Raw genomic sequence first — 19,371 nt, forward strand, 5'->3', positions numbered from 1 at the left:
ATGCTGGACGGCAACCTCACCGACCTCTCGTCGCTCGTGCGCGTGATGCGCGAGGTGAAGCCGGACGAGGTCTACAATCTCGGCGCCCAGTCGTTCGTGAAGTCGTCCTGGAACCAGCCGCTGCTCACCGGCAACGTCACCGGGCTCGGCGCCGCCAACGTGCTGGAGGCGGTCCGCCTCGAGGCACCGCAGGCGCGCTTCTACCAGGCCTCGTCCTCGGAGATGTACGGGCTCGTCCAGGAGCCGGTGCAGTCCGAGACGACGCCGTTCTATCCGCGCTCGCCCTACGCGGCCGCCAAGCTCTACGCCCATTGGATGACGGTGAACTACCGCGAGAGCTTCGGGCTGCACGCCTCGAGCGGCATCCTGTTCAATCACGAGTCGCCGCTGCGCGGCATCGAGTTCGTCACCCGCAAGATCACCGACGGCGTCGCCCGCATCAAGCTCGGACTACAGACGACGATCGCGCTGGGCAATCTCGACGCCAAGCGCGACTGGGGCCATGCGCGCGACTACGTGAAGGCGATGTGGCTGATGCTGCAGCAGGACGCGCCCGGGGACTATGTCGTGGCGACGGGCCGCACCGCGTCGGTGCGCGATTTCTGCCGGCTCGCCTTCTCGCATGCCGGCCTCGCCATGGAGGATCACGTCGTCACCGATCCGCGCTTCCTGCGGCCCGCCGAGGTGGACATCCTGCTCGGCAATCCGGCCAAGGCGAAGGAGCGACTCGGCTGGACGGCGGAGACCAGTCTCGAAGCACTGGTCGCCGAGATGATCGACGCCGATCTCGCCCGCCTCACCCGCCGCGTGCAGTCGCAGTAGCGACCGGACGTCGGCCCTCACGTCGGCGCGACGAGCCGCTCCAGATAGGCGCCGTAGGCGGTCTTGCTGAAGCGCGCGGCGAGGCGCCTCACGTCGTCCGCGCCGATGAAGCCCTGCAGATAGGCGACCTCCTCCAGGCAGCCGACCAGCAGGCCCTGGCGGGCCTGGATCGAGCGGACGAACTCGGAGGCTTCCAGGAGCGCGTCGTGCGTGCCGGTGTCGAGCCAGGCATAGCCGCGGCCGAGCTTCACCACCTCGAGGGCGCCCATCTCCAGATAACAGCGGTTGACGTCGGTGATCTCCAGCTCGCCGCGCGTCGACGGCTTGAGATCGGCGGCGATGTCGAGCACGCGGTTGTCGTAGAAATAGAGGCCGGTGACGGCCCAGGGCGACCGGAACGTCGTCGGCTTCTCGATCAGCTCCACGGGCTTGCCGTCGGCATCGAACACCACGACGCCGTACTGGCTCGGATCGCGCACATAGTAGCCGAACACGGTGGCGCCGGCGTCGGACTTCGCCGCGCGGACCAGCTCGGCCGACAGGCCGTGGCCATAGAAGATGTTGTCGCCGAGGATCAGGCACACCTTGTCGGAGCCGACGAAGTCGCGGCCGAGCACGAAGGCGTGGGCGAGGCCGATCGGCTTGTCCTGCACGATGTAGTCGATGCGGATGCCCCAGGCCGAGCCGTCGCCGAGCAGGTGTTCGTAGAAGCCGAGATGCTCGGGCGTCGAGATCAGGAGAATGTCCCGGATGCCGGCCAGCATCAGCACCGACAGCGGATAATAGATCATCGGCTTGTCGTAGACGGGCAGGAGCTGCTTGTTGACGGCGAGCGTCGCCGGATAGAGCCGCGTGCCGCTGCCGCCGGCCAGGATGATGCCCTTCATGATCTGAAAACCTCTTCGGGCAGCCGGTCGAGGGTCGCGGCGAGCGCCGCGCGCCAGTCGGGCTGCGCCACCTGATAACGCGCGATGGTCGCGGCGCAGTCGAGCCGCGAGTCGGCCGGCCGCTCGGCCGGCGTCGGATAGTCGGCCGTCGCGATGGCGACGACCTCGGGCGTGTTCGCGAGCCGTGGCCCGGCGATCTCGACGATGGCGCGGGCGAAGCCGCACCAGGTGGTCTCGCCCGCATTCGTGAAGTGGAACGTGCCGCCGTGGTCCTCCGGGTCCCGCACGAGCCGGGCCGCGATCGTCAGACATGCCGCGGCGAGATCGGCCGAGGCGGTCGGCGTGCCGCGCTGGTCGTCGACGACGCGCAGCACGTCGCGTTCGCGCGCCAGCCGCAGCATGGTCTTCATGAAGTTGCCGCCGAACGGGCCGTAGACCCAGGCCGTCCGCAGCACCACGGCACGGCCTCCGGCGGCGCGGACGGCGCGCTCGCCCGCCTCCTTGCTGGCGCCGTAGACACCGAGCGGGGCCACCGGATCGGACGGCAGATAGGGCGCGCCCTTGGTGCCGTCGAACACGTAGTCGGTCGAGACATGGACGAGCGGCACGCCCTTCGCGGCGGCCGCGGCGGCCAGCCGGCCAGGCACCTCGGCATTCAGCACGAAGGCGAGATCGGGCTCGCTCTCGGCCTTGTCGACGGCCGTGTAGGCGGCGGCGTTGACGATCACGTCGACGTCCTGCCCGGCGACGTAGGCGGCGATCGTCTCCGGCTGCGCGAGATCGAGGTCGCGGCGCGTCGGCGCGACGATCCGCAGACCCGGCCCGGCGCGAAGCAGACTCTCGCGACCGAGCTGACCGGTACCGCCGAGGAGCAGAATCTTCATGACCGCCCCGATCCGCGTCAGCGCGCCGTCGCGAGGCCGCGCCGGGCCGCCGCGTCGTGCGTCTTCAGCAGCGGCTCCCACCAGGCGCGGTTGTCGAGATACCACTGCACGGTGCGTCGCAGTCCCGTCTCGAACGATTCCTGCGGCCGCCAGCCGAGCTCGCGCTCGAGCTTGGAGAAGTCGATGGCGTAGCGGAAGTCGTGGCCCGGCCGGTCGCGCACGAAGGTGATCAGATCGCGGTGCGGTCCGGCCGCACGCGGCGCGAGATCGTCGAGCACGGCGCACAGCGTCGTCACCACGTCGATGTTCCGCCGCTCCGCGTCACCGCCGACATTGTAGGTCTCGCCGACCCGGCCCTGCGCCAGGATCAGCGCCAGAGCGCGAGCATGGTCCTCGACGAACAGCCAGTCGCGAACGTTCTTGCCCTCGCCGTAGACCGGCATGGGCTGGCCGGCGAGGCCCTTGATCAGGTTGAGCGGGATCAGCTTCTCGGGGAACTGGCGCGGGCCGTAGTTGTTCGAGCAGTTGCTGATCACGACCGGGAGCCCGTAGGTGTGGCCCCAGGCGCTGACCAGATGATCGGACGCGGCCTTCGAGGCCGAGTAGGGCGAGCGCGGGTCGTAGGGCGTCGTCTCGGTGAACTGCCCGGTCTCGTCCAGCGCCCCGAACACCTCGTCGGTCGAGACGTGATGAAACCGGAACGCTTGTCCACGCTCGGGCGAGAGGCCGCGCCAATGGCCCAGCGCCGCCTGCAGGAGCGTGCAGGTGCCGACCACGTTGGTGGTGACGAAATCCATCGGGCCGTCGATCGAGCGGTCGACATGGCTCTCGGCCGCGAGATGCATCACGGCATCCGGATCGAAGTCGGCGAACAGCGCCGCCATGCGGGGCGCGTCGCAGATGTCGGCGCGCACGAAGCGATAGCCGGCCGTCCCGTCGAGCCCGGCCAGCGAGGCGAGATTGCCCGCATAAGTGAGCTTGTCGACCACCAGCACGTGCGCCCCGAGGTCGCCGACCAGATGGTGCGCCACGGCCGAGCCGATGAAGCCCGCTCCGCCCGTGACCAGGATCCGCCGCCCCGCCAGCATCGTCCCCTCGCTCGCGCCCCGCGCCCGCGCCTCCGCGCGCGTCCCTCTGCGCCTCCGGCGCCGGTCGCCGGCACCTTGTAGGCGGCCGGCACGCGGCACTCAAGCCGTCCGGCAGCGGACCCCGCTTCCGCTCGTCCCCGCGAAGGCGGAGACCCAGGCGCGGCAGCCGTGGCGCCCCTGGTCTCCGCCTTCGCGGGACCGAGCGGAGCTCGGGTCGACTTCATTGGAAACCGCTTTAGGATGTCGGGTCCGCGCCGGTACGACCGGCAGCGCGAAGCCCGGAAAGCCATCCCCCGACACCCCATGCGCGCCCTTCTCTCGCACGACCTCCAGACGCTCCGCATCTTCCTTACCGCTTGCGAGCTGCGCAGCATGAGCAAGGCCTCGGAGCGGCTCAACATCGCGCTGTCGGCGGCGAGCCGCCGGGTCAGCCTGCTGGAGCACGAGGTCGGCACCCAGCTCATCCTGCGCCGCCCGCACGGCATCGAGCCGACCGCCGCCGGCATCACCATGATGAACTACGCCCGCGACGTGCTCCGCCTCGGGGAGAAGCTGCAGGTGAATCTCGAGGAGCATCGGCTCGGTGTGCGCGGCTATGTGCGGATGTGTGCGTCGAGCTCGGTGCTGGTGCATCGCCTCGCACACGATCTCTCGCGCTTCGTCACCGCCAATCCCGAGATCAAGCTCGATCTCGAGGAGCGGCCGAGCGAGTCGACCATCGACGCTGTGCTGCACAAGCAGTGCGATCTCGGCGTCATCGTGAAGAGCAGCGCCGTCGACGGCCTCGCCGTGATCCCCTACGAGGGCGACCAGCTCGCCGTGGCGCTGCGCGGCGACCACCCGCTCGCCGACCGCAAGGCGCTCGCCTTCGCCCACATCCTCGACGAGGATCTGGTCGGGCTGGAGAGCGGCACGGCGGTGCACCGGCTGCTCTCGTTCCGGGCCCGCGAGCTCGGCCGGGTGATGAAGACGCGCGTCCAGGTGCGCAGCTTCGAGGTGATGTGCCTGATGATCTCCGAGGGGCTGGGCGTCGGCGTGCTGCCCGAGAAGGCCGTGCAGCCGCTCGCCGCCGCCATGGGGCTGCGCCTCGTCCGCCTCGCCGAGCCGTGGGCGGCGCGCGAGTACGCGATCTGCGTGCTCGCCGGCGAGGAGCCGCCGCCGCCGGCCCGGCGGCTGATCGACTTTCTCACCGATCGGCCGAGTCCACCGCCGAAGCGCACCCGGTTTTCGCCTCGCGGCACCGGACGGAAGGGACGCCCGGCGGGGCGGTGAACGAGTCTCCGTCATTCCGGGGCGCCGCGACGCGGCGCGCCCGGAATCCATACCCCCGGCAGCAGCGGCTCACGACAGACAGGGGTTATGGGTTCCGGGCTCGACGCTGCGCGCCGCCCCGGAACGACGGCCACCTCGTTCAGCGTCCCCGGTTTCCAATTCTGCGAAACCAGTCTCGGCCGATTTCTGATTCCACTTCCTGCCGCGCTGCCGATACCGTTTGTAGGCGAGGACGATCGATGCCGCTGACACTGCCGTCGACCACCGATCACGAGGACATCCGCGAGGCCGTGCGGGCGCTGTGCGCCGACTTCCCGGCCGCGTACTGGCGCACGCTCGACGAGATCGCCGCCTATCCGGAGGCCTTCGTCGACGCCCTGACGAAGGCCGGCTGGCTCGCCGCGCTGATCCCGCAGGAGTACGGCGGCTCCGGGCTCGGCGTCACCGAGGCGTCGATCATCCTGGAGGAGATCAACCGGGCGGGCGGCAACTCGGGCGCCTGCCACGGCCAGATGTACAACATGTCGACGCTTCTGCGCGCCGGCTCGGCCGAGCAGAAGAGCCGGATCCTGCCGCGCATCGCCACCGGCGAGATCCGCATGCAGTCGATGGCCGTCACCGAGCCGACCACCGGCTCCGACACGACCAAGCTCAAGACCACCGCCGTGAAGAAGGGCGACCGCTGGGTCGTCGACGGCCAGAAGGTGTGGACGTCGCGGCTGCAGCACTCGGATCTGATGATCCTGCTCGCCCGCACCACGCCGCTCGACCAGGTGAAGAAGAAGTCGCACGGCCTCTCGGTGTTCCTGGTCGACGTCGCCGAGGCGATGAAGGCCGGCATGACGGTGCGGCCGATCCGCAACATGGTCAATCACGAGACCAACGAGGTGTTCTTCGACGGCCTCGAGATCCCGGCCGAGAACCTGATCGGTCAGGAGGGCGAGGGCTTCCGCTACATCCTCGAAGGCCTCAACGCCGAGCGCACCCTGATCGCGGCGGAGTGCATCGGCGACGGCCACTGGTTCGTCGACAAGGCGGTCGCCTACGGGCGGGACCGCGTGGTGTTCGGCCGGCCGATCGGCCAGAACCAGGGCATCCAGTTCCCCATCGCCCAGGCCCACATCCACGTGGAGGCCGCGAGCCTGATGCGATTCAAGGCGGCGGCGCTGCACGACGCCGGCCAGCCCTGCGGCGCCGAGGCCAACATGGCGAAGCTCCTGGCCGCCAACGCCTCGTGGGAGGCGGCCAACGCCTGCCTGCAGACGCATGGCGGCTTCGGCTTCGCGGCCGAGTACGACGTCGAGCGAAAATTCCGCGAGACCCGGCTCTATCAGGTGGCGCCGATCTCCTCGAACCTCATCCTCGCCTATGTGGGAGAGCACGTGCTCGGCCTCCCGCGATCCTATTGAGGTGACGATGGGGACGACCCGGAGGTTCGCCGACTGGGAGTCCCGCGACGAGGCGCAACGCCGCGCCGCTCTTTTACACGCCCGCGAGTCCGTGGCGAGGCTCGGCCGCCGGCTCGGCGCCGTCGCCGATGTGATGCCGGAGCGCGACGCCATGTCGGAGGCTGCGACCGGCCCGCTCGCCGGCCTGAGCTACGTCGCCAAGGACATGATCACGACCGGCGTGCACGCGCCGAGCTGGGGCCGTGCGGTGCCGTGCACCGACATCGGCGCGCGCGCGAGCGTGCTGCGCCGGCTCGACGACGCCGGCGCAACGCTGATCGCCACGGCCGAGATGACCGAGCTCGCCTACGAGCCGTCGGGTCACAATGCGTCCCGCGGCCGCGTGCTGAATCCGTGGAGCTTCTCGCACATCGTCGGCGGCTCGTCGAGCGGCTCGGCCGCGCTGGTCGCGGCCGGCTGCTGCGACGTCGCGCTCGGCTCCGACACCGGCGGCTCGGTGCGCATCCCGGCCGCCTGCTGCGGCATCACCGGGCTCAAACCGACGTTTGGAACTCTGCCGCTCGACGGCGTGATGCCGCTCGCGGAAACCCTCGACACGCTCGGGGTTTTCGCCCGGAGTGCCGCGACGCTGGCGCATGTCTGGCCGGTGCTGTCGGGCATCGCACCCGGCGATACGGCGATGCCGCGTCGCGCCGTTCTGCTGATCGACACGTTCGACGCATCCGAGCCGGCCGTGGTGTCGGCTTGCGAGGCCGCGGTCGCCGTGCTCGCACAGGCGGGTTTCGTGATCACGCGGCGCGCCGGCTTTCCGGAGGAGGCGGACCGGCACGCGCTTCTGATCATGCAGGCCGAGGCCGCGCGGACCCATGCCGGGCTGATCGACGATCCCGGCACCGAGCCCGTGCTGAGAAAGCGCCTCGCCAAGGGCCTCGCTATCGACGGCGCCACGCTCGCCGCCGCCCGCGAAACGCGCGGGCTGCTCGCGCAAAATTTCCTGCGCGACACGCTCGGCGACGCCGACGTGGCGCTGCTGCCCGTGATGCCGATCGCGACGCCGCGCGTCGCCGCGGTGACGCCGGGCGATCCGGCCTTCGATCCGAAGCGCCTCTATGCGCTCAGCCGCTTCACCCGCTTCGTCAACAGCCTCGGCCTGCCGGCGCTGGCACTGCCGGCAGGCTTCGACGACGCCGGCCTGCCGGTCGGCCTCCAGATCGTCGGCCGTCCCGGCTCCGAAGCACGGCTTCTCGCGCTCGGCCAGGCCTTTCAGGCTCTCACCGACTGGCACGGCCGCGTGCCGGGCGCGATCACCGACCAGATCACGACCGAGACGATCCCAACAGGCGCGATCGCCACGGGTGCGATCGCCAGAGGATTCGCCGCATGACCAAGACTCCCTCGTCGGCGCTCGCCGGCCTGCGCATCCTCGATCTCACCCGCGTGCGGGCCGGCCCGACCTGCTGCCGCGTGTTCGCCGATTTCGGCGCCGACGTGATCAAGATCGAGGCGCCGGCCGGCGTCGATCCGAACGAAGGCACGAACGGCGCCCGCAGCGGCGCCGACATGCAGAACCTCCACCGCAACAAACGCACCGTCACGCTGAACCTGAAGACCGCGAAGGGCCTCGCGCTGTTCAAGCGCATGGTGGAGACCGCCGACGTGGTGGTCGAGAACTACCGGCCCGATGTGAAGATCCGGCTCGGCATCGCCTACGAGGATCTGAAAGCCATCAACCCGCGCATCATCCTCGCCTCGATCTCGGGCTTCGGCCAGGACGGGCCATATCGGCATCGCCCGGGATTCGATCAGATCGCGCAGGGCATGGGCGGGCTGATGGGCGTGACCGGCCTGCCCGGACAGGGGCCGGTGCGGGCCGGCATCGCGGTCGCCGACTCGTCGGCCGGCCTCTACGCGGCGATCGGGATTCTGGTCGCGCTGGCCGAGCGCGAACGCTCCGGCGAGGGCCAGTGGGTCCGCTCGTCGCTCCTGCAGGCGCAGATCGCCATGATGGACTTCCAGGCGGCCAAGTATCTGGTCGAGGGCACCGTGCCGAAGCAGGCCGGCAACGACCATCCCTACACGACTCCGATGGGCGTGATGCGGACGGCGGACGGCTGGATCAATATCGGGGTCGGCGGACAGGGCCAGTGGCGCGCTTTTTGCGATGCGATCGGCGAGCCGGCGCTGGCGACCCACCCGGACTACGATTGTCAGGAGAACCGCCTGCGCAATCGTGACACGTTGAAGGAGCGCCTCGCCGCGGTGTTTGCTCGCAAGACGTCGCACGACTGGCTGACCCTGCTCGAGGAGGCGAACGTGCCGGCGGGCCCGATCTACGCCATGGACGAGGTGTTCGCCGACCCGCAGGTGCAGCATCTCGGCATCGCCGTGCCGGTCGAGGATCCCGAGCGCGGCACGCTGCGGCTGGTCGGCCAGCCGGTCGAGCTGTCGCGCACCCCGGCGGCGCTGACCACGCTGCTGCCGGCGGCGGGCACCCACAACGACGAGATCCTTTCGGAGATCGGCCTCGGCCCGGACGAGATCGAGACCCTGCGCAAGGAGCGGGTGATCTGATGAGGAGACTCGGGCTATTCCGGGGCGCGGACCGAACGGTCCGCGAACCCGGAATCCAGCCGCGAACGAGTAGGCTGGCGCTGGATTCCGGGTTCGCACGCTGGCGCGTGCGGCCCGGAATGACCAGCACACGGACGCACTGACGTAAATTTTAACGCAGCATGCCCACCCCCGTCCCGACCAGGAGGATGCCGATGCGCCGTAGAGTCCTCGCTTTGTTCGCCGTCGCCGCGCTGGCGATCGTCTCGCCGCTCGGGCTCGCGCTGCCGGCCTCCGCCGCCGGCCCCGAGCCGAAGCCGCTCGCGACGCCGACCAAGCTGACGGTCGGTTATCAGAAGGTCGGCCATCTCGCGCCGATGCTGATGATCGCCGACAAGCTGAAAGGCCTCGGCGTCGATCTCGAGCTGGTCGAGTTCGCCCGCTACGCCGACGCCCGCACCGCGCTGCTCGCCGGCTCGCTCGACGTCGCCTCGGTCGGCCCCGCCGATCTCGCCATCTCGCTCGCGCAAGGATCGACCGACGTGGTCGGCATCATGGGGGTGGGCTCCTCGCCCAAATACGTGATCGGCCGCACCGGCGTGAAGCTCGATTCCTTCGAGGATCTGAAGGGCAAGAAGATCGCCATCGCGCCGGGCTCGGCCGTGTGGTTCCAGTTCGCCGCGACGCTGGTCGAGAAGGGCGTGCCCTACACCAGCTTCCAGGCCGTCAACATCCAGGGCGGTGGCGCCAACTTCAACCAGGCGCTGAAGAAGGGCGAGGTCGACGGCATCGTCACCTGGGAACCGTTCGAGTCGATCCCGGTGATGGAAGGCTACGGCTTCTTCGCCAAGAACCTCGAATACTCCTCGTCCAAGGCGGTCGGCGCCGAGCTCGGCATGATCATGGCGTCGAAGACGGCGGCCACCAAGAAGCGCGACGCCATGGAGCGCTTCGTCTGGGCCTATCTCGACGCCCAGGAGCAGCTCAAGAAGGATCCCAAGAAGTTCGCCGAGACCTATGCGAAGCTCTCCGGCATGCAGCCCGACATCGCCGCCAAAGCCGCGCAGATCATCACGCTCGGCGAGGTCGTGTCGCCCGATCAGATCAAGCGCCAGGCCAAGGCCTTCGCGGATCTCGGCGTGATCCAGAAGGACGTCTCGGGCCAGATCGACGGCGCCTGGGACGGCAGCTTCGTCACCAAGGCGCTCGGCAAGTGATCCGGCCGCCCCGCCCCGCGGCTTGACGACGAGACGAGGACGCGCGCTGATGGCGGTCATCATGGAGCCGGTCACGACCCCGAGCGCGCGCCCCTCCGCGTCGCCCGCGATCGACGCGCCGAGCGGCTTCGCCTCCGGGCGGCCGCGCCGTGCGGTGCTCCGCGGCCCCTCCCGGCTCGTCGGCCGCGTGCTGCTCGCCGTCGCCTTGCCCGTCCTGGTCGTCGCCGCCTGGCAGATCGCCGGCACCGGCGGCTCGCTGTTCGGCGGCGTGCTGCCGACTCCCGACCGCGTCTGGGCCGCTTGGCAGACCTGGGCGTTCGGCGCCCAGGGGCTCGGCCTCAACCCGTACTCCGGCACCTGGCTCGACAATCTCCTCTACTCGGCCGAGCGGGTGGCGAAGGGCTTCGGCTGCGCCATCCTGATCGGCGTGCCGGCCGGCATCGCGATCGGCTGGAACCGCATCGCGGCCGGCGCGCTCGATCCCACCATCCAGATCCTCCGGCCGATCCCGATCACGGCGTGGCTGCCGTTCTCGATCGCCGTGTTCGGCATCGGGCCGGGCGGCGCGATCTTCCTGATCGCGCTCGGCGCCTTCTATCCGATCGTGGTCAACACCAGCCAGGGCGCCCGCGACGTCGATCGCATGCTGGTCCGCGCCGCCCTGATGATGGGGGCCGGGCCGTTCACCATCCTGCGCCGCGTCGTGCTACCGGCCGCGCTGCCGTCGATCTTCACCGGGCTGCGCATCGGGCTCGGGATCGGCTGGACGGCCGTGATCGTCGCCGAGATGGTGGCGGTGAAGTCCGGGCTCGGCTATGTGCTGTGGGACGCCTATTACGTCGGCCGCATGGACGTGGTGATCGCCGACATGATCACGATCGGCCTCTTGGGCTTCCTCAGCGATCGTCTCGTGCTGCTCGCCGAGCGCTGGGCGCTGACCTGGCGCCGCCTGCAGTCCCATCATTCCTGAGATCGCCGCGCGAGACCACCATGGGCACCGTGCAGTTCCAGAACGTCAGCAAGACCTTTCCGGGCGTGCGCACCGTGCGGGCGCTCGACGACGTGAGCCTGGAGATCGGCGAGGGCGACTTCGTCGCGCTGCTCGGGCCGTCCGGCTGCGGCAAGTCCACGCTTCTCAACCTGCTCGCCGGCTTCGACCGGCTGTCGGCCGGCGCGCTGCTGTTCGACGGCCGCCCGGTGACCAAGCCCGGGCCGGACCGCGGCGTCGTCTTCCAGGAGGCGGCGCTGTTCCCCTGGCTCGACGTGTGGAACAACGTGATCTTCGGGCCCAAGGTGCAGGGCGTGCCGAAGTCCGTCTACGAGCCGCGCGCCCGCGAGCTCCTGCATCTGGTCGGGCTCGACGCCTTCGCCGAGGCACTCCCGGTGCAGCTCTCCGGCGGCATGCGCCAGCGCGTCGGCATCGCCCGCGCGCTGGTGATGAATCCGCGCGCGCTGCTGATGGACGAGCCGTTCGGCGCGCTCGACGCGCAGACGCGCCTGTCGATGCAGCAGCTCCTGCTCGACGTGTGGGAGACGCTCGGCACCACGGTGCTGTTCGTCACCCACGACATCGACGAGGCGATCTTCCTGTCCGACCGCGTCTGCGTGATGTCGGCGCGACCCGGCCGCATCGTGCGCACCATCGCGATCGACCTGCCGCGCCCGCGCTCGATCGCCAGCCTGACGAGCCCGGCCTTCGTCGCCTACAAGGCCGACATCCTGAAAGAGATGAACGTAATGCATCATTGAGGATTCGGGGGCTTGCTATTGACCTCGGCGGCCGTGGCTCACCCCCCTCCCCACCCCTCCCCCACAAGGGGGGAGGGAGCAGGCCGTGCTCGCGGCATAGTGCACTCACACTCCGCATGAGACGTCTGCTTCATAGCGTCGGCCAAACCGAGAAGCACCTCGCTCCTGCGTTCCCTCCCCCCTTGTGGGGGAGGGACAGGGAGGGGGGTAGGCCACACACTCCGCTCCCGTTACCGACCCGAGCAAACAACTGAAAAGCCTCATGTCCAACCCCCGCATCCCCTACCGGCTCTCCTCGGCGCGGCCGCCGCTGCCGGCGCTCGACGGCAAGCGCATCCTGGTCCACCTCGTCGTCAACGTGGAGAACTGGCTGTTCGACCAGCCGATGCCGCGCACCATCGTGACGCCGCCGCACGGCCGCGAGACGGTGCCGGACGTGCCGAACTTCTCCTGGGCCGACTACGGCATGCGGGCCGGGCTGCCGCGCATCCTGCAGGCCTTCGCCGAGCGCGGCCTGCCCGCCTCGACCAGCATCAATGCCGGCGTGATCGACGCCTACCGGCCGGCCGCCGAGGCGATGCGCGACGCCGGGTGGGAGTTCATCGGCCACGGCATGCACCAGAAGGCGACCAATCACGTCGAGGGCGGAGAGGAGGCGCTGGTGCGGGCGAGCCTCGGGATACTCGCCACCTTCACCGGCACGCGGCCGCGCGGCTGGCTGTCGCCCGGCCTGCGCGAGACCGTCGACACGCCCGACATCCTGAAGGGCGCCGGCCTCGACTATGTCTGCGACTGGGTGGTCGACGACCGGCCGTCCTGGATGACCACCAAGGCCGGTCCGCTGATCGCGCTGCCCTACAATCTCGAGATCAACGATTCGATCATCTACGCGATCGAGCGCCACGCCACCTGCGAGATGGCGGCGCGGCTCGAGCACACGCTGCGGCGCTTCGAGGCCGAGTGCCGCGACAGCGCGATGGTGCTCGCCCTCGGGCTGCATCCTCACCTGATCGCGGTGCCGCACCGCATCCACGAGCTCGACCGCATGCTCGATCTCTTGATGGCGTCGCCACAGGTCGGCTTCTTCACGGGCAGCCGCTTGGCCGACTGGTTCGCAGCCGCCGTGCCGGCCGGAACCGAGCTGGGAGAGGGTTGAGATGGATCTGGCGCTCGCCGGCCGCTCGGTTCTCGTCACCGGCGGATCGCGCGGCATCGGCCGCGCCGTCGCCGAGAGCTTTTTACGCGAGGGTGCGCGTGTCGTCATCACGGGCCGGGACGCCGCAAAGCTCGACGCCACGGCCCGGGAGCTCGACTCGCTCGGCAACGTGAGGGTCTTCGCGGGCGATCTCGCCCAGGCGGGCGAACGCGAGAGACTGTTCGCGGCGCATCCGACGATCGACGTGCTGGTCAACAATGCCGGCGCGATCCCGGGCGGCGATCTGTTCGGTCTCGCCCTGCAGCAATGGATCGAGTCCTGGCAGCTGAAGGTGTTCGGCTACGTCCACCTGATGCAGCTCTATCTCGAGGCCATGAAGGCGCGGCGCGACGGCGTCGTCGTCAACATCATCGGCATGGCCGGCCAGGCGCCGCGCTTCGAGTATGTCTGCGGCTCGGCCGGCAACGCCGCGCTGATCGCGCTGACCCGCGCGGTCGGGGCGAAGAGCGTCGACTGGAACGTGCGCGTCGTCGGCATCAATCCGTCGCCGACCCGGACGAGCCGCATCGAGACGATCGCCCGCCGAAAGGCCGAGGACCGCTTCGGCGATCCTGAGCGCTGGCGCGAGGCGCTCGGGCCGCTGCCGTTCGGCCGGCTCGCCGAGCCGGAAGAGATCGGCGATCTCGCCGTGATGCTCGCCTCGCCGCGCGCCGCCTATCTCAGCGGCACCGTGGTCGACGTCGACGGCGGCCAGATGTTTCGCGGCTGACCGCGGCCTTCACGCTCGCGCATCAGGCGCGGTCCGCTCGTCCCCGCGAAGGCGGGGACCCAGGGGCGACACGGCAGAGACGCTCTCGATGCCCGCCTTCGCGGGCATGAGCGGAGGATGGGGCGCGTCCAGTCGAAACGACATCCGCTCCCATCAGCGCGCGCCACTCACCCCGCGCCGAGCATCCTGGCGACATTGTAGGTGACGAAGGCGGCCGCGTAGGCGAGCGTGATCATGTAGCCGAACGACACCGCCATCCAGCGCCAGCCGCCGGTCTCGCGCCGGATCACGGCGAGCGTCGAGGCGCATTGCGGGGCGAAGATGTACCAGGCGAGCAGCGCCAGCGCGGTGGCGAGGCTCCAGCTTTGGGCCAGCGTCGCGCCGATCTTGTCGGCCGCCTCGGCGCCGCCCTCGATGGCGTAGACGGTGCCGAGCGCCGCGACCGCGACCTCGCGGGCCGCCATGCCGGGGACGAGCGCGACGTTGATGTGCCAGTCGAAGCCGATCGGCGCCGTGATCGGCTCCAGCGCCCGGCCGATCCAGGCGGCGAGGCTGTACTCGATCGCCGGCTCGGTCGCGCCCTCGGGCGGACGCGGGAACGAGGCGAGGAACCAGATCAGCACCATCATCGAGAAGATGGTGGTGCCGGCCCGCTTCAGGAACATCATCGCCTTGGTGTAGAGGCCGATCAGGATGCTCTTCGGCCGCGGCAGCTTGTAGTCCGGCAGCTCGAGCATGAACGGCTCGGTCGGGTGGTCGCGCCAGAACAGACGCTTGGCGACGAAGGACACCAGGAGCGCGCTCGTGATCCCCGCCGCGTAGAGGCCGAACATCACGAGCCCCTGCAGCGAGAGCACGCCGAGCACGTCCTCGTCCGGGATGAAGGCCGAGATGATCAGCACATAGACCGGGATGCGGGCCGAGCAGGTCATCAGCGGCGCCACCAGGATGGTGGTCAGCCGGTCGCGCCGGTTGTCGATGACGCGGGTCGCCATGATGCCCGGGATGGCGCAGGCGAAGCTCGACAGGAGCGGGATGAAGGCGCGGCCGTGCAGGCCGGCGCCGCCCATCACCCGATCCATCAGGAAGGCGGCGCGCGCAAGGTAGCCCAGATCCTCGAGCACCAGGATGAAGAAGAAGAGAATCACGATCTGCGGCAGGAACACCAGCACGCTGCCGACGCCGGCGATCACGCCGTCCTGGACGAAGCTCTGCAGCAGGCCTTCCGGCATGTGGGCCTGGACGAGCGCGCCGAGCGCCTCGAAGCCCGCCTTGATCGCCTCCATGACCGGCTGCGCCCAGGTGAACACGGCCTGGAACATCACGAACAGCACGGCGAGCAGGATGACGATGCCGAACACCGGATGCAGCAGCACGGTGTCGAGCCGGCCGGTCAGGGTGTCGGGGCGGCCCGGCGCCTGCACGGCGGCAGCCAGGATGCGGTCGGCCTCGCGCTGGGTGGCGCGCAGCTCGGCGGCGGACGGCGGCGCCCAGGCCTGCTCGGCCGGAGCGGCCGGGCGGTCGGCGATCAGCGCGTCCATGCGGGCGACGAGCGCCTCGACGCCGCCGCGGCGCACCGCCGTCGAGGTGACGACCGGGATGCCGAGCTCCGCCGAGAGGCGGTCGAGGTCGAAGGCGAAGCCGCGCTTCTTGGCGATGTCGATCATGTTGAGGGCGAGCATCATGGGCCGCCCGACGCGCTTGAGCTCCAGCACCAGGCGCAGCGCGATGCGCAGATTGGTGGCGTCGGCGACGCACAGGAGCATGTCGGGGACGGTCTCGCCGGCGAGCTGGCCGAGCACCGCGTCGCGGGTCACCTTCTCGTCCGGGCTTCTCGCCCGCAACGAATACGTGCCGGGCAGGTCGAGCAGGTGGACGCTGCGCCCCGAGGGCGTCTGGAACTGGCCGGACTTCCGCTCGACCGTGACGCCGGGATAGTTCGCCACCTTCTGGCGGCTGCCCGTGAGGGCGTTGAACAGGGCGGTCTTGCCGCAGTTCGGATTGCCGACCAGGGCCAGATGCCACGGCCCGGCCGGTTCGGCGGCGCTCATGACGGAATCCGGTCAGCTCACCAGGATCGCCATCGCCTCGCGGCGGCGGAGCGCGATGGTGGCCTCGTTGACCCGCACGGCGATCGGATCGCGGCCGAACATGCCCTCGTGCAGGATCTCGACGCGGGCGCCCTCGACGAAGCCGAGCTCGAGGAGGCGGCTCTCCAGCTCGCCGGCCGGCAGGCCGACGGAATGGCCGTTCACCGCGATCGCGTCGATGCGGCCGCAGAAGCCGCGGCGCGCGGTGCCGAGCGGAAGCGAGGAGACCGAGGCCTGCAGATCGACGGCCTGGCGGTCGACAACGGCATGCGGGTTGGAAAACACATCAGCCATGAGACGGCCTTCGGTCCTGAAACAACGCAATTGAGAACCACTATCATGTTTGTCCGGGACCGGGCCCTCGGAGTCAAGAAAATTGGCTCGAAAGGTCAGCAGCTTAGAACTTTTGCAAAGTAATCCCGGCCGGCTGCGACCAATCGCTTACGTACTTTACCGGAGCGACTAGACGCGCCGGACCGCTCCGTTCGGACGAGCCGACGCCCCGGTCCGCCGCACCGTTCGCCCGCTCGGGCCGCCCGCTCAGGCTGCCGCCGCGCCGGGCCGGGTGCGGGCGCGCAGCCGGTTGACGGTCTCCTGGGCGTCCTCGGCCGTGACGCCGAGGCGCTGGAGGGCGAAGTCGGACATGCCGAAGGCGATCTCCCGTTCCCCCATCACGGCGAGGCCGACCCCCGCGTCGGCGAGGTAGAGCGCCTCCGCCTCCGAATGGGTGCGCACCACCGTCTCGATCGTCGGGTTGAGGGCGCGGGCGAGCGCGATCACCCGGCGGGCGTGGAAGGCGTCAGGCAGTGCCACCACGATCAGCCGCGCGAGCTCCGGGAAGGTCGCGCCGAGGACCTCGGCGCGACTGGCGTCGCCGTAGACGACCGGGGTGCCGTCGTCGCGCAGCCGCTCGGCGAGCCGGCGGTCGGCCTCGATCACCACATAGTCGAGCCCGTGCCGACGCAGCGCGGTCGCGACGGTCGCGCCGACCCGCCCGTGTCCCACCAGGATGGCGTGATCGACCAGCACGCCCGGCCGCGACATGAAGGAGCGGGCCTGCTGCTCGCGCCAGCGCACCATCGCGGGCCGCTCGCCGAGCCAGTCGGCGACCCGCAAGGCGATCGGGAACATCAGCGGGTTGAGCATGATGGCGACCAGCGCCGCGGCCAGCACGAGGTCGCGGCCGGTGCCCGGCAGGAGCCCCTGCCGGACCGCCAGATCGGTGAGGATGAAGGAGAACTCGCCGATCTGCGCGAATGTCGCCCCGACCATGCCGGCGGTCTGCGGGCTCGCCCGCAGGAGGAGCAGGATCATCATGGTGACGATTCCGGTGCCGACCCCGATGGTGACCACCAGGGTGGCGATCTCGAGCGGCATCCGCAGCAGGGTCGTCGGATCGAACAGCATGCCGGCGGAGACGAAGAACAGCACGGCGAAGATGTGCTGCATCGGCAGCGCCTCGGCGGCGGCGTGGTGGTTGAGGTCGCTCTCGCCGAGCACGACGCCGGCGAAGAAGGCGGCGAGGGCGATCGAGATGCCGAACAGGAGCGACGAGCCCCAGGCGATGCCGAGCGCCACCACGGCGACGGCGAGCGTGAACAACTCGCGCGAGCCCTGCCGGGCGACGTAGCCGAGCAGCGCGGGAATCGCCTTGCGGCCGACCACCAGGATGATGGCGACGAAGCCGGCGAGCTGCAGGACGGCGCGGCCGATCTCGATCACGACCTCGCCGGGCGAGCTCGCCCCGGCACCGAGGGTCGGGATCAGCACCAGCGCCAGGATCACCACCATGTCCTGCACGACCAGCCAGCCGAGCGCCATCCGGCCGGCCGGCGCGGTGAGCTGGCCGCGCTGGTCGAGCGCCCGGGTCGCGACCGCGGTCGAGGCGATGGCGAGCGACAGGCCGACGATGACGGCGGCGACGGGGTCGAGCCCGACCACCAGCCGCGCCACCGTCCAGCCGATCGCCGTCGAGACGGCGATCTGGACGAGGGCCCCCGGCACGGCGCTGGTGCGCACCGCCATGAGATCACGGAACGAGAAGTGCAGGCCGACGCCGAACAGCAGCAGCGCGACGCCGATCTCGGCGAGCTCGTTGGCGATCGCCTGGTCGGCCGTGAAGCCGGGCGTGAACGGCCCGACGACCACGCCGGCCAGCAGATAGCCGAGCATCGGCGGCAACCGCACGGCGCGCGCCAGGAGGCCGCCGACGAAGGCGACCGTCAGGCTGATCACGATGGTCGGCAGCAATCCTGCGCTGTGCACGTCGTCTCCGCTCGCGCCGTGAGATCAGGGTGGCGATCGGGACCGTCTGGCGCCGTGACGCGAGCCGGGCACCCGTTCGCCGCCAGCATAAGGCCGATTCCATCGGCGGGGTCTTGCGGCGCGGCATTTTTTCGTCTGCCCGGCGCGGCGGGGCGGTGCCGCCTGCGGGTTTGTGCGAAGCGAACAAACCACGGATTCGACTGATGGAACTCTGTTCGCGCTTCGTTGCCGCGCCGGCAGCGCCGCCCCGCCGAGACGCCGCGACCGCTCCCTTGCCGCCGGTCCAGCAACCGGTCGCTGCACCGGAGCGCTGCCGCACCGCGCGGCAAGTCGCCCGGATTCTGAGCATTGCATACAGCGAGTGCATACAATCGCCTTGTCGCTCCCGCCGGATTCCCGCGCGGCACCCCTGGCACATGCTTTGCAGCACAAGTGCCATCCGCCGGCCCCGGCGGGCGAGACGGAGTGCCCTCATGTCCATGTTCGACGATCCCTTCCGGAGCGACCGCCGGCTGACCTCGGGCTGCGTCTGCGGCCGCCATGCGAGCCAGATGGAGCACGACCACGCCGCGCAGGTCGAGGCGCTGCAGCTGCAGCAGCAGCCGGCCGCGCCGGCCAGCGAGGACGACCGCTACACGGGCGTCGTCGCCTCCGCCGTGATGCGCGCGATGTTTCCCCAGGACGCCGCGCGAAGGGCCTTCCTGAAGTCGGTCGGCGCCTCGACGGCGCTCGCCGCGCTGTCGCAGTTCTTCCCGCTCGGCCCCGCCACCGAGGTGTTCGCTCAAGGGGCCGGTGCGATCGAGAAGAAGTCGATCAAGGTCGGCTTCATCCCGATCACCTGCGCGACGCCGATCATCATGGCGCACCCGATGGGCTTCTACGCCAAGCACGGGCTGGACGTGGAGGTGGTGAAGACGGCCGGCTGGGCCGTGATCCGCGACAAGACGCTCAACAAGGAATACGACGCCGCCCACATGCTCTCGCCGATGCCGCTCGCCATCACCATCGGGGCGGGCGCGAGCCCGATCCCCTACACGGCGCCGGCGATCGAGAACATCAACGGCCAGGCGATCACGCTGTCGATGAAGCACAAGGAAAAGCGCGATCCGAAGTCGTGGAAGGGCTTCAAGTTCGCGGTGCCGTTCGACTACTCGATGCACAACTATCTGCTGCGTTACTATCTGGCGGAGCACGGGCTCGACCCCGACACCGA

17 protein-coding genes are annotated in these 19,371 nt (G+C 70.0%); 11 read left to right on the forward strand and 6 right to left on the reverse strand.

Annotation, left to right across the window (positions count from 1 at the left end):
* On the forward strand, window positions 1–822 hold an 822-nt coding region (locus ABTU92_RS08180), incomplete at its 5' end, for a GDP-mannose 4,6-dehydratase (protein WP_408089450.1).
* 17 nt (window positions 823–839) lie between these two features.
* Here ABTU92_RS08180 and rfbA read toward each other — a convergent pair.
* Genes rfbA through rfbB form a run of 3 tightly spaced genes read right to left on the reverse strand, consistent with a single transcriptional unit; the run spans window position 840 to window position 3,681 of the window.
* Window positions 840–1,709: a glucose-1-phosphate thymidylyltransferase RfbA gene (rfbA, locus tag ABTU92_RS08185; RefSeq protein ID WP_408089452.1), complete on the reverse strand. Its 870-nt coding sequence runs from the start codon at window positions 1,707–1,709 to the stop codon at window positions 840–842.
* Window positions 1,706–2,593: a dTDP-4-dehydrorhamnose reductase gene (gene rfbD / locus ABTU92_RS08190; RefSeq protein ID WP_408089454.1), complete on the reverse strand. Its 888-nt coding sequence runs from the start codon at window positions 2,591–2,593 to the stop codon at window positions 1,706–1,708. Before rfbD ends, rfbA begins: the two co-directional genes overlap by 4 nt.
* Before the next feature lie 17 nt (window positions 2,594–2,610).
* The gene (gene rfbB / locus ABTU92_RS08195; RefSeq protein ID WP_408089456.1) at window positions 2,611–3,681 is read right to left on the reverse strand and encodes a dTDP-glucose 4,6-dehydratase; all 1,071 of its coding nucleotides are present in this window, start codon (window positions 3,679–3,681) and stop codon (window positions 2,611–2,613) included.
* Window positions 3,682–3,984: 303 nt separating this feature from the next.
* Here rfbB and ABTU92_RS08200 point away from each other — a divergent pair, with 303 nt between their 5' ends.
* The 9 genes from ABTU92_RS08200 to ABTU92_RS08240 all read left to right on the forward strand — a co-directional run bounded on the left by ABTU92_RS08200 (window position 3,985) and on the right by ABTU92_RS08240 (window position 13,803).
* The gene (locus ABTU92_RS08200; RefSeq protein WP_408089458.1) at window positions 3,985–4,953 is read left to right on the forward strand and encodes a LysR family transcriptional regulator; all 969 of its coding nucleotides are present in this window, start codon (window positions 3,985–3,987) and stop codon (window positions 4,951–4,953) included.
* Between the two features lie 239 nt (window positions 4,954–5,192).
* The gene (locus ABTU92_RS08205) at window positions 5,193–6,362 is read left to right on the forward strand and encodes an acyl-CoA dehydrogenase family protein (RefSeq protein WP_408089460.1); all 1,170 of its coding nucleotides are present in this window, start codon (window positions 5,193–5,195) and stop codon (window positions 6,360–6,362) included.
* Between the two features lie 7 nt (window positions 6,363–6,369).
* Window positions 6,370–7,746, forward strand: coding sequence for an amidase (locus ABTU92_RS08210; RefSeq protein WP_408089462.1), 1,377 nt, complete (start codon window positions 6,370–6,372; stop codon window positions 7,744–7,746).
* Entirely contained in the window at window positions 7,743–8,933 is a 1,191-nt protein-coding gene (locus tag ABTU92_RS08215) for a CaiB/BaiF CoA transferase family protein (RefSeq protein WP_408089464.1), read from the forward strand. Before ABTU92_RS08210 ends, ABTU92_RS08215 begins: the two co-directional genes overlap by 4 nt.
* A 194-nt stretch (window positions 8,934–9,127) precedes the next feature.
* Window positions 9,128–10,129, forward strand: a complete 1,002-nt coding sequence (locus ABTU92_RS08220) for an ABC transporter substrate-binding protein (RefSeq protein ID WP_408089466.1) — start codon at window positions 9,128–9,130, stop codon at window positions 10,127–10,129.
* Between the two features lie 49 nt (window positions 10,130–10,178).
* Window positions 10,179–11,099: an ABC transporter permease gene (locus ABTU92_RS08225; protein ID WP_408089468.1), complete on the forward strand. Its 921-nt coding sequence runs from the start codon at window positions 10,179–10,181 to the stop codon at window positions 11,097–11,099.
* A gap of 20 nt (window positions 11,100–11,119) precedes the next feature.
* Entirely contained in the window at window positions 11,120–11,878 is a 759-nt protein-coding gene (locus ABTU92_RS08230; RefSeq protein ID WP_408089470.1) for an ABC transporter ATP-binding protein, read from the forward strand.
* A 262-nt stretch (window positions 11,879–12,140) separates the two neighbouring features.
* Window positions 12,141–13,034: a polysaccharide deacetylase family protein gene (locus ABTU92_RS08235; RefSeq protein ID WP_408089472.1), complete on the forward strand. Its 894-nt coding sequence runs from the start codon at window positions 12,141–12,143 to the stop codon at window positions 13,032–13,034.
* A gap of 1 nt (window position 13,035) precedes the next feature.
* Window positions 13,036–13,803 carry a short-chain dehydrogenase/reductase gene (locus ABTU92_RS08240; RefSeq protein ID WP_408089474.1) on the forward strand — a complete coding sequence of 256 codons (768 nt, stop codon included), beginning with the start codon at window positions 13,036–13,038 and terminating at the stop codon, window positions 13,801–13,803.
* Window positions 13,804–13,970: 167 nt separating this feature from the next.
* Here the strand turns inward: ABTU92_RS08240 and ABTU92_RS08245 are convergent, their stop codons facing one another.
* The 3 genes from ABTU92_RS08245 to ABTU92_RS08255 form a co-directional block, all read right to left on the reverse strand.
* Window positions 13,971–15,854, reverse strand: coding sequence for a ferrous iron transporter B (locus ABTU92_RS08245; protein ID WP_408089476.1), 1,884 nt, complete (start codon window positions 15,852–15,854; stop codon window positions 13,971–13,973).
* 12 nt (window positions 15,855–15,866) lie between these two features.
* Window positions 15,867–16,187: a ferrous iron transport protein A gene (locus ABTU92_RS08250; protein WP_408089478.1), complete on the reverse strand. Its 321-nt coding sequence runs from the start codon at window positions 16,185–16,187 to the stop codon at window positions 15,867–15,869.
* Window positions 16,188–16,433: 246 nt separating this feature from the next.
* Window positions 16,434–18,158, reverse strand: coding sequence for a cation:proton antiporter (locus ABTU92_RS08255; protein WP_408089480.1), 1,725 nt, complete (start codon window positions 18,156–18,158; stop codon window positions 16,434–16,436).
* A 473-nt stretch (window positions 18,159–18,631) separates the two neighbouring features.
* Between ABTU92_RS08255 and ABTU92_RS08260 the strand changes: the two genes are divergently transcribed.
* Window positions 18,632–19,371, forward strand: a 740-nt coding sequence (locus ABTU92_RS08260; RefSeq protein ID WP_408089482.1) for a CmpA/NrtA family ABC transporter substrate-binding protein, incomplete at its 3' end; no start/stop codon positions are given.

It is taken from the genome of Rhodoplanes sp. SY1 (genome assembly GCF_046000175.1).
Lineage (GTDB): Bacteria > Pseudomonadota > Alphaproteobacteria > Rhizobiales > Xanthobacteraceae > Rhodoplanes.

What these genes read in the sequence shown, in the direction of transcription:
- rfbA (WP_408089452.1), bottom strand. Translation starts at nt 1,709, where the DNA reads ATGAAGGGCATCATCCTGGCCGGCGGCAGCGGCACGCGGCTCTATCCG.
- rfbD (WP_408089454.1), bottom strand. Translation starts at nt 2,593, where the DNA reads ATGAAGATTCTGCTCCTCGGCGGTACCGGTCAGCTCGGTCGCGAGAGT.
- rfbB (WP_408089456.1), bottom strand. Translation starts at nt 3,681, where the DNA reads ATGCTGGCGGGGCGGCGGATCCTGGTCACGGGCGGAGCGGGCTTCATC.
- ABTU92_RS08200 (WP_408089458.1), top strand. Translation starts at nt 3,985, where the DNA reads ATGCGCGCCCTTCTCTCGCACGACCTCCAGACGCTCCGCATCTTCCTT.
- ABTU92_RS08205 (WP_408089460.1), top strand. Translation starts at nt 5,193, where the DNA reads ATGCCGCTGACACTGCCGTCGACCACCGATCACGAGGACATCCGCGAG.
- ABTU92_RS08210 (WP_408089462.1), top strand. Translation starts at nt 6,370, where the DNA reads ATGGGGACGACCCGGAGGTTCGCCGACTGGGAGTCCCGCGACGAGGCG.
- ABTU92_RS08215 (WP_408089464.1), top strand. Translation starts at nt 7,743, where the DNA reads ATGACCAAGACTCCCTCGTCGGCGCTCGCCGGCCTGCGCATCCTCGAT.
- ABTU92_RS08220 (WP_408089466.1), top strand. Translation starts at nt 9,128, where the DNA reads ATGCGCCGTAGAGTCCTCGCTTTGTTCGCCGTCGCCGCGCTGGCGATC.
- ABTU92_RS08225 (WP_408089468.1), top strand. Translation starts at nt 10,179, where the DNA reads ATGGCGGTCATCATGGAGCCGGTCACGACCCCGAGCGCGCGCCCCTCC.
- ABTU92_RS08230 (WP_408089470.1), top strand. Translation starts at nt 11,120, where the DNA reads ATGGGCACCGTGCAGTTCCAGAACGTCAGCAAGACCTTTCCGGGCGTG.
- ABTU92_RS08235 (WP_408089472.1), top strand. Translation starts at nt 12,141, where the DNA reads ATGTCCAACCCCCGCATCCCCTACCGGCTCTCCTCGGCGCGGCCGCCG.
- ABTU92_RS08240 (WP_408089474.1), top strand. Translation starts at nt 13,036, where the DNA reads ATGGATCTGGCGCTCGCCGGCCGCTCGGTTCTCGTCACCGGCGGATCG.
- ABTU92_RS08245 (WP_408089476.1), bottom strand. Translation starts at nt 15,854, where the DNA reads ATGAGCGCCGCCGAACCGGCCGGGCCGTGGCATCTGGCCCTGGTCGGC.
- ABTU92_RS08250 (WP_408089478.1), bottom strand. Translation starts at nt 16,187, where the DNA reads ATGGCTGATGTGTTTTCCAACCCGCATGCCGTTGTCGACCGCCAGGCC.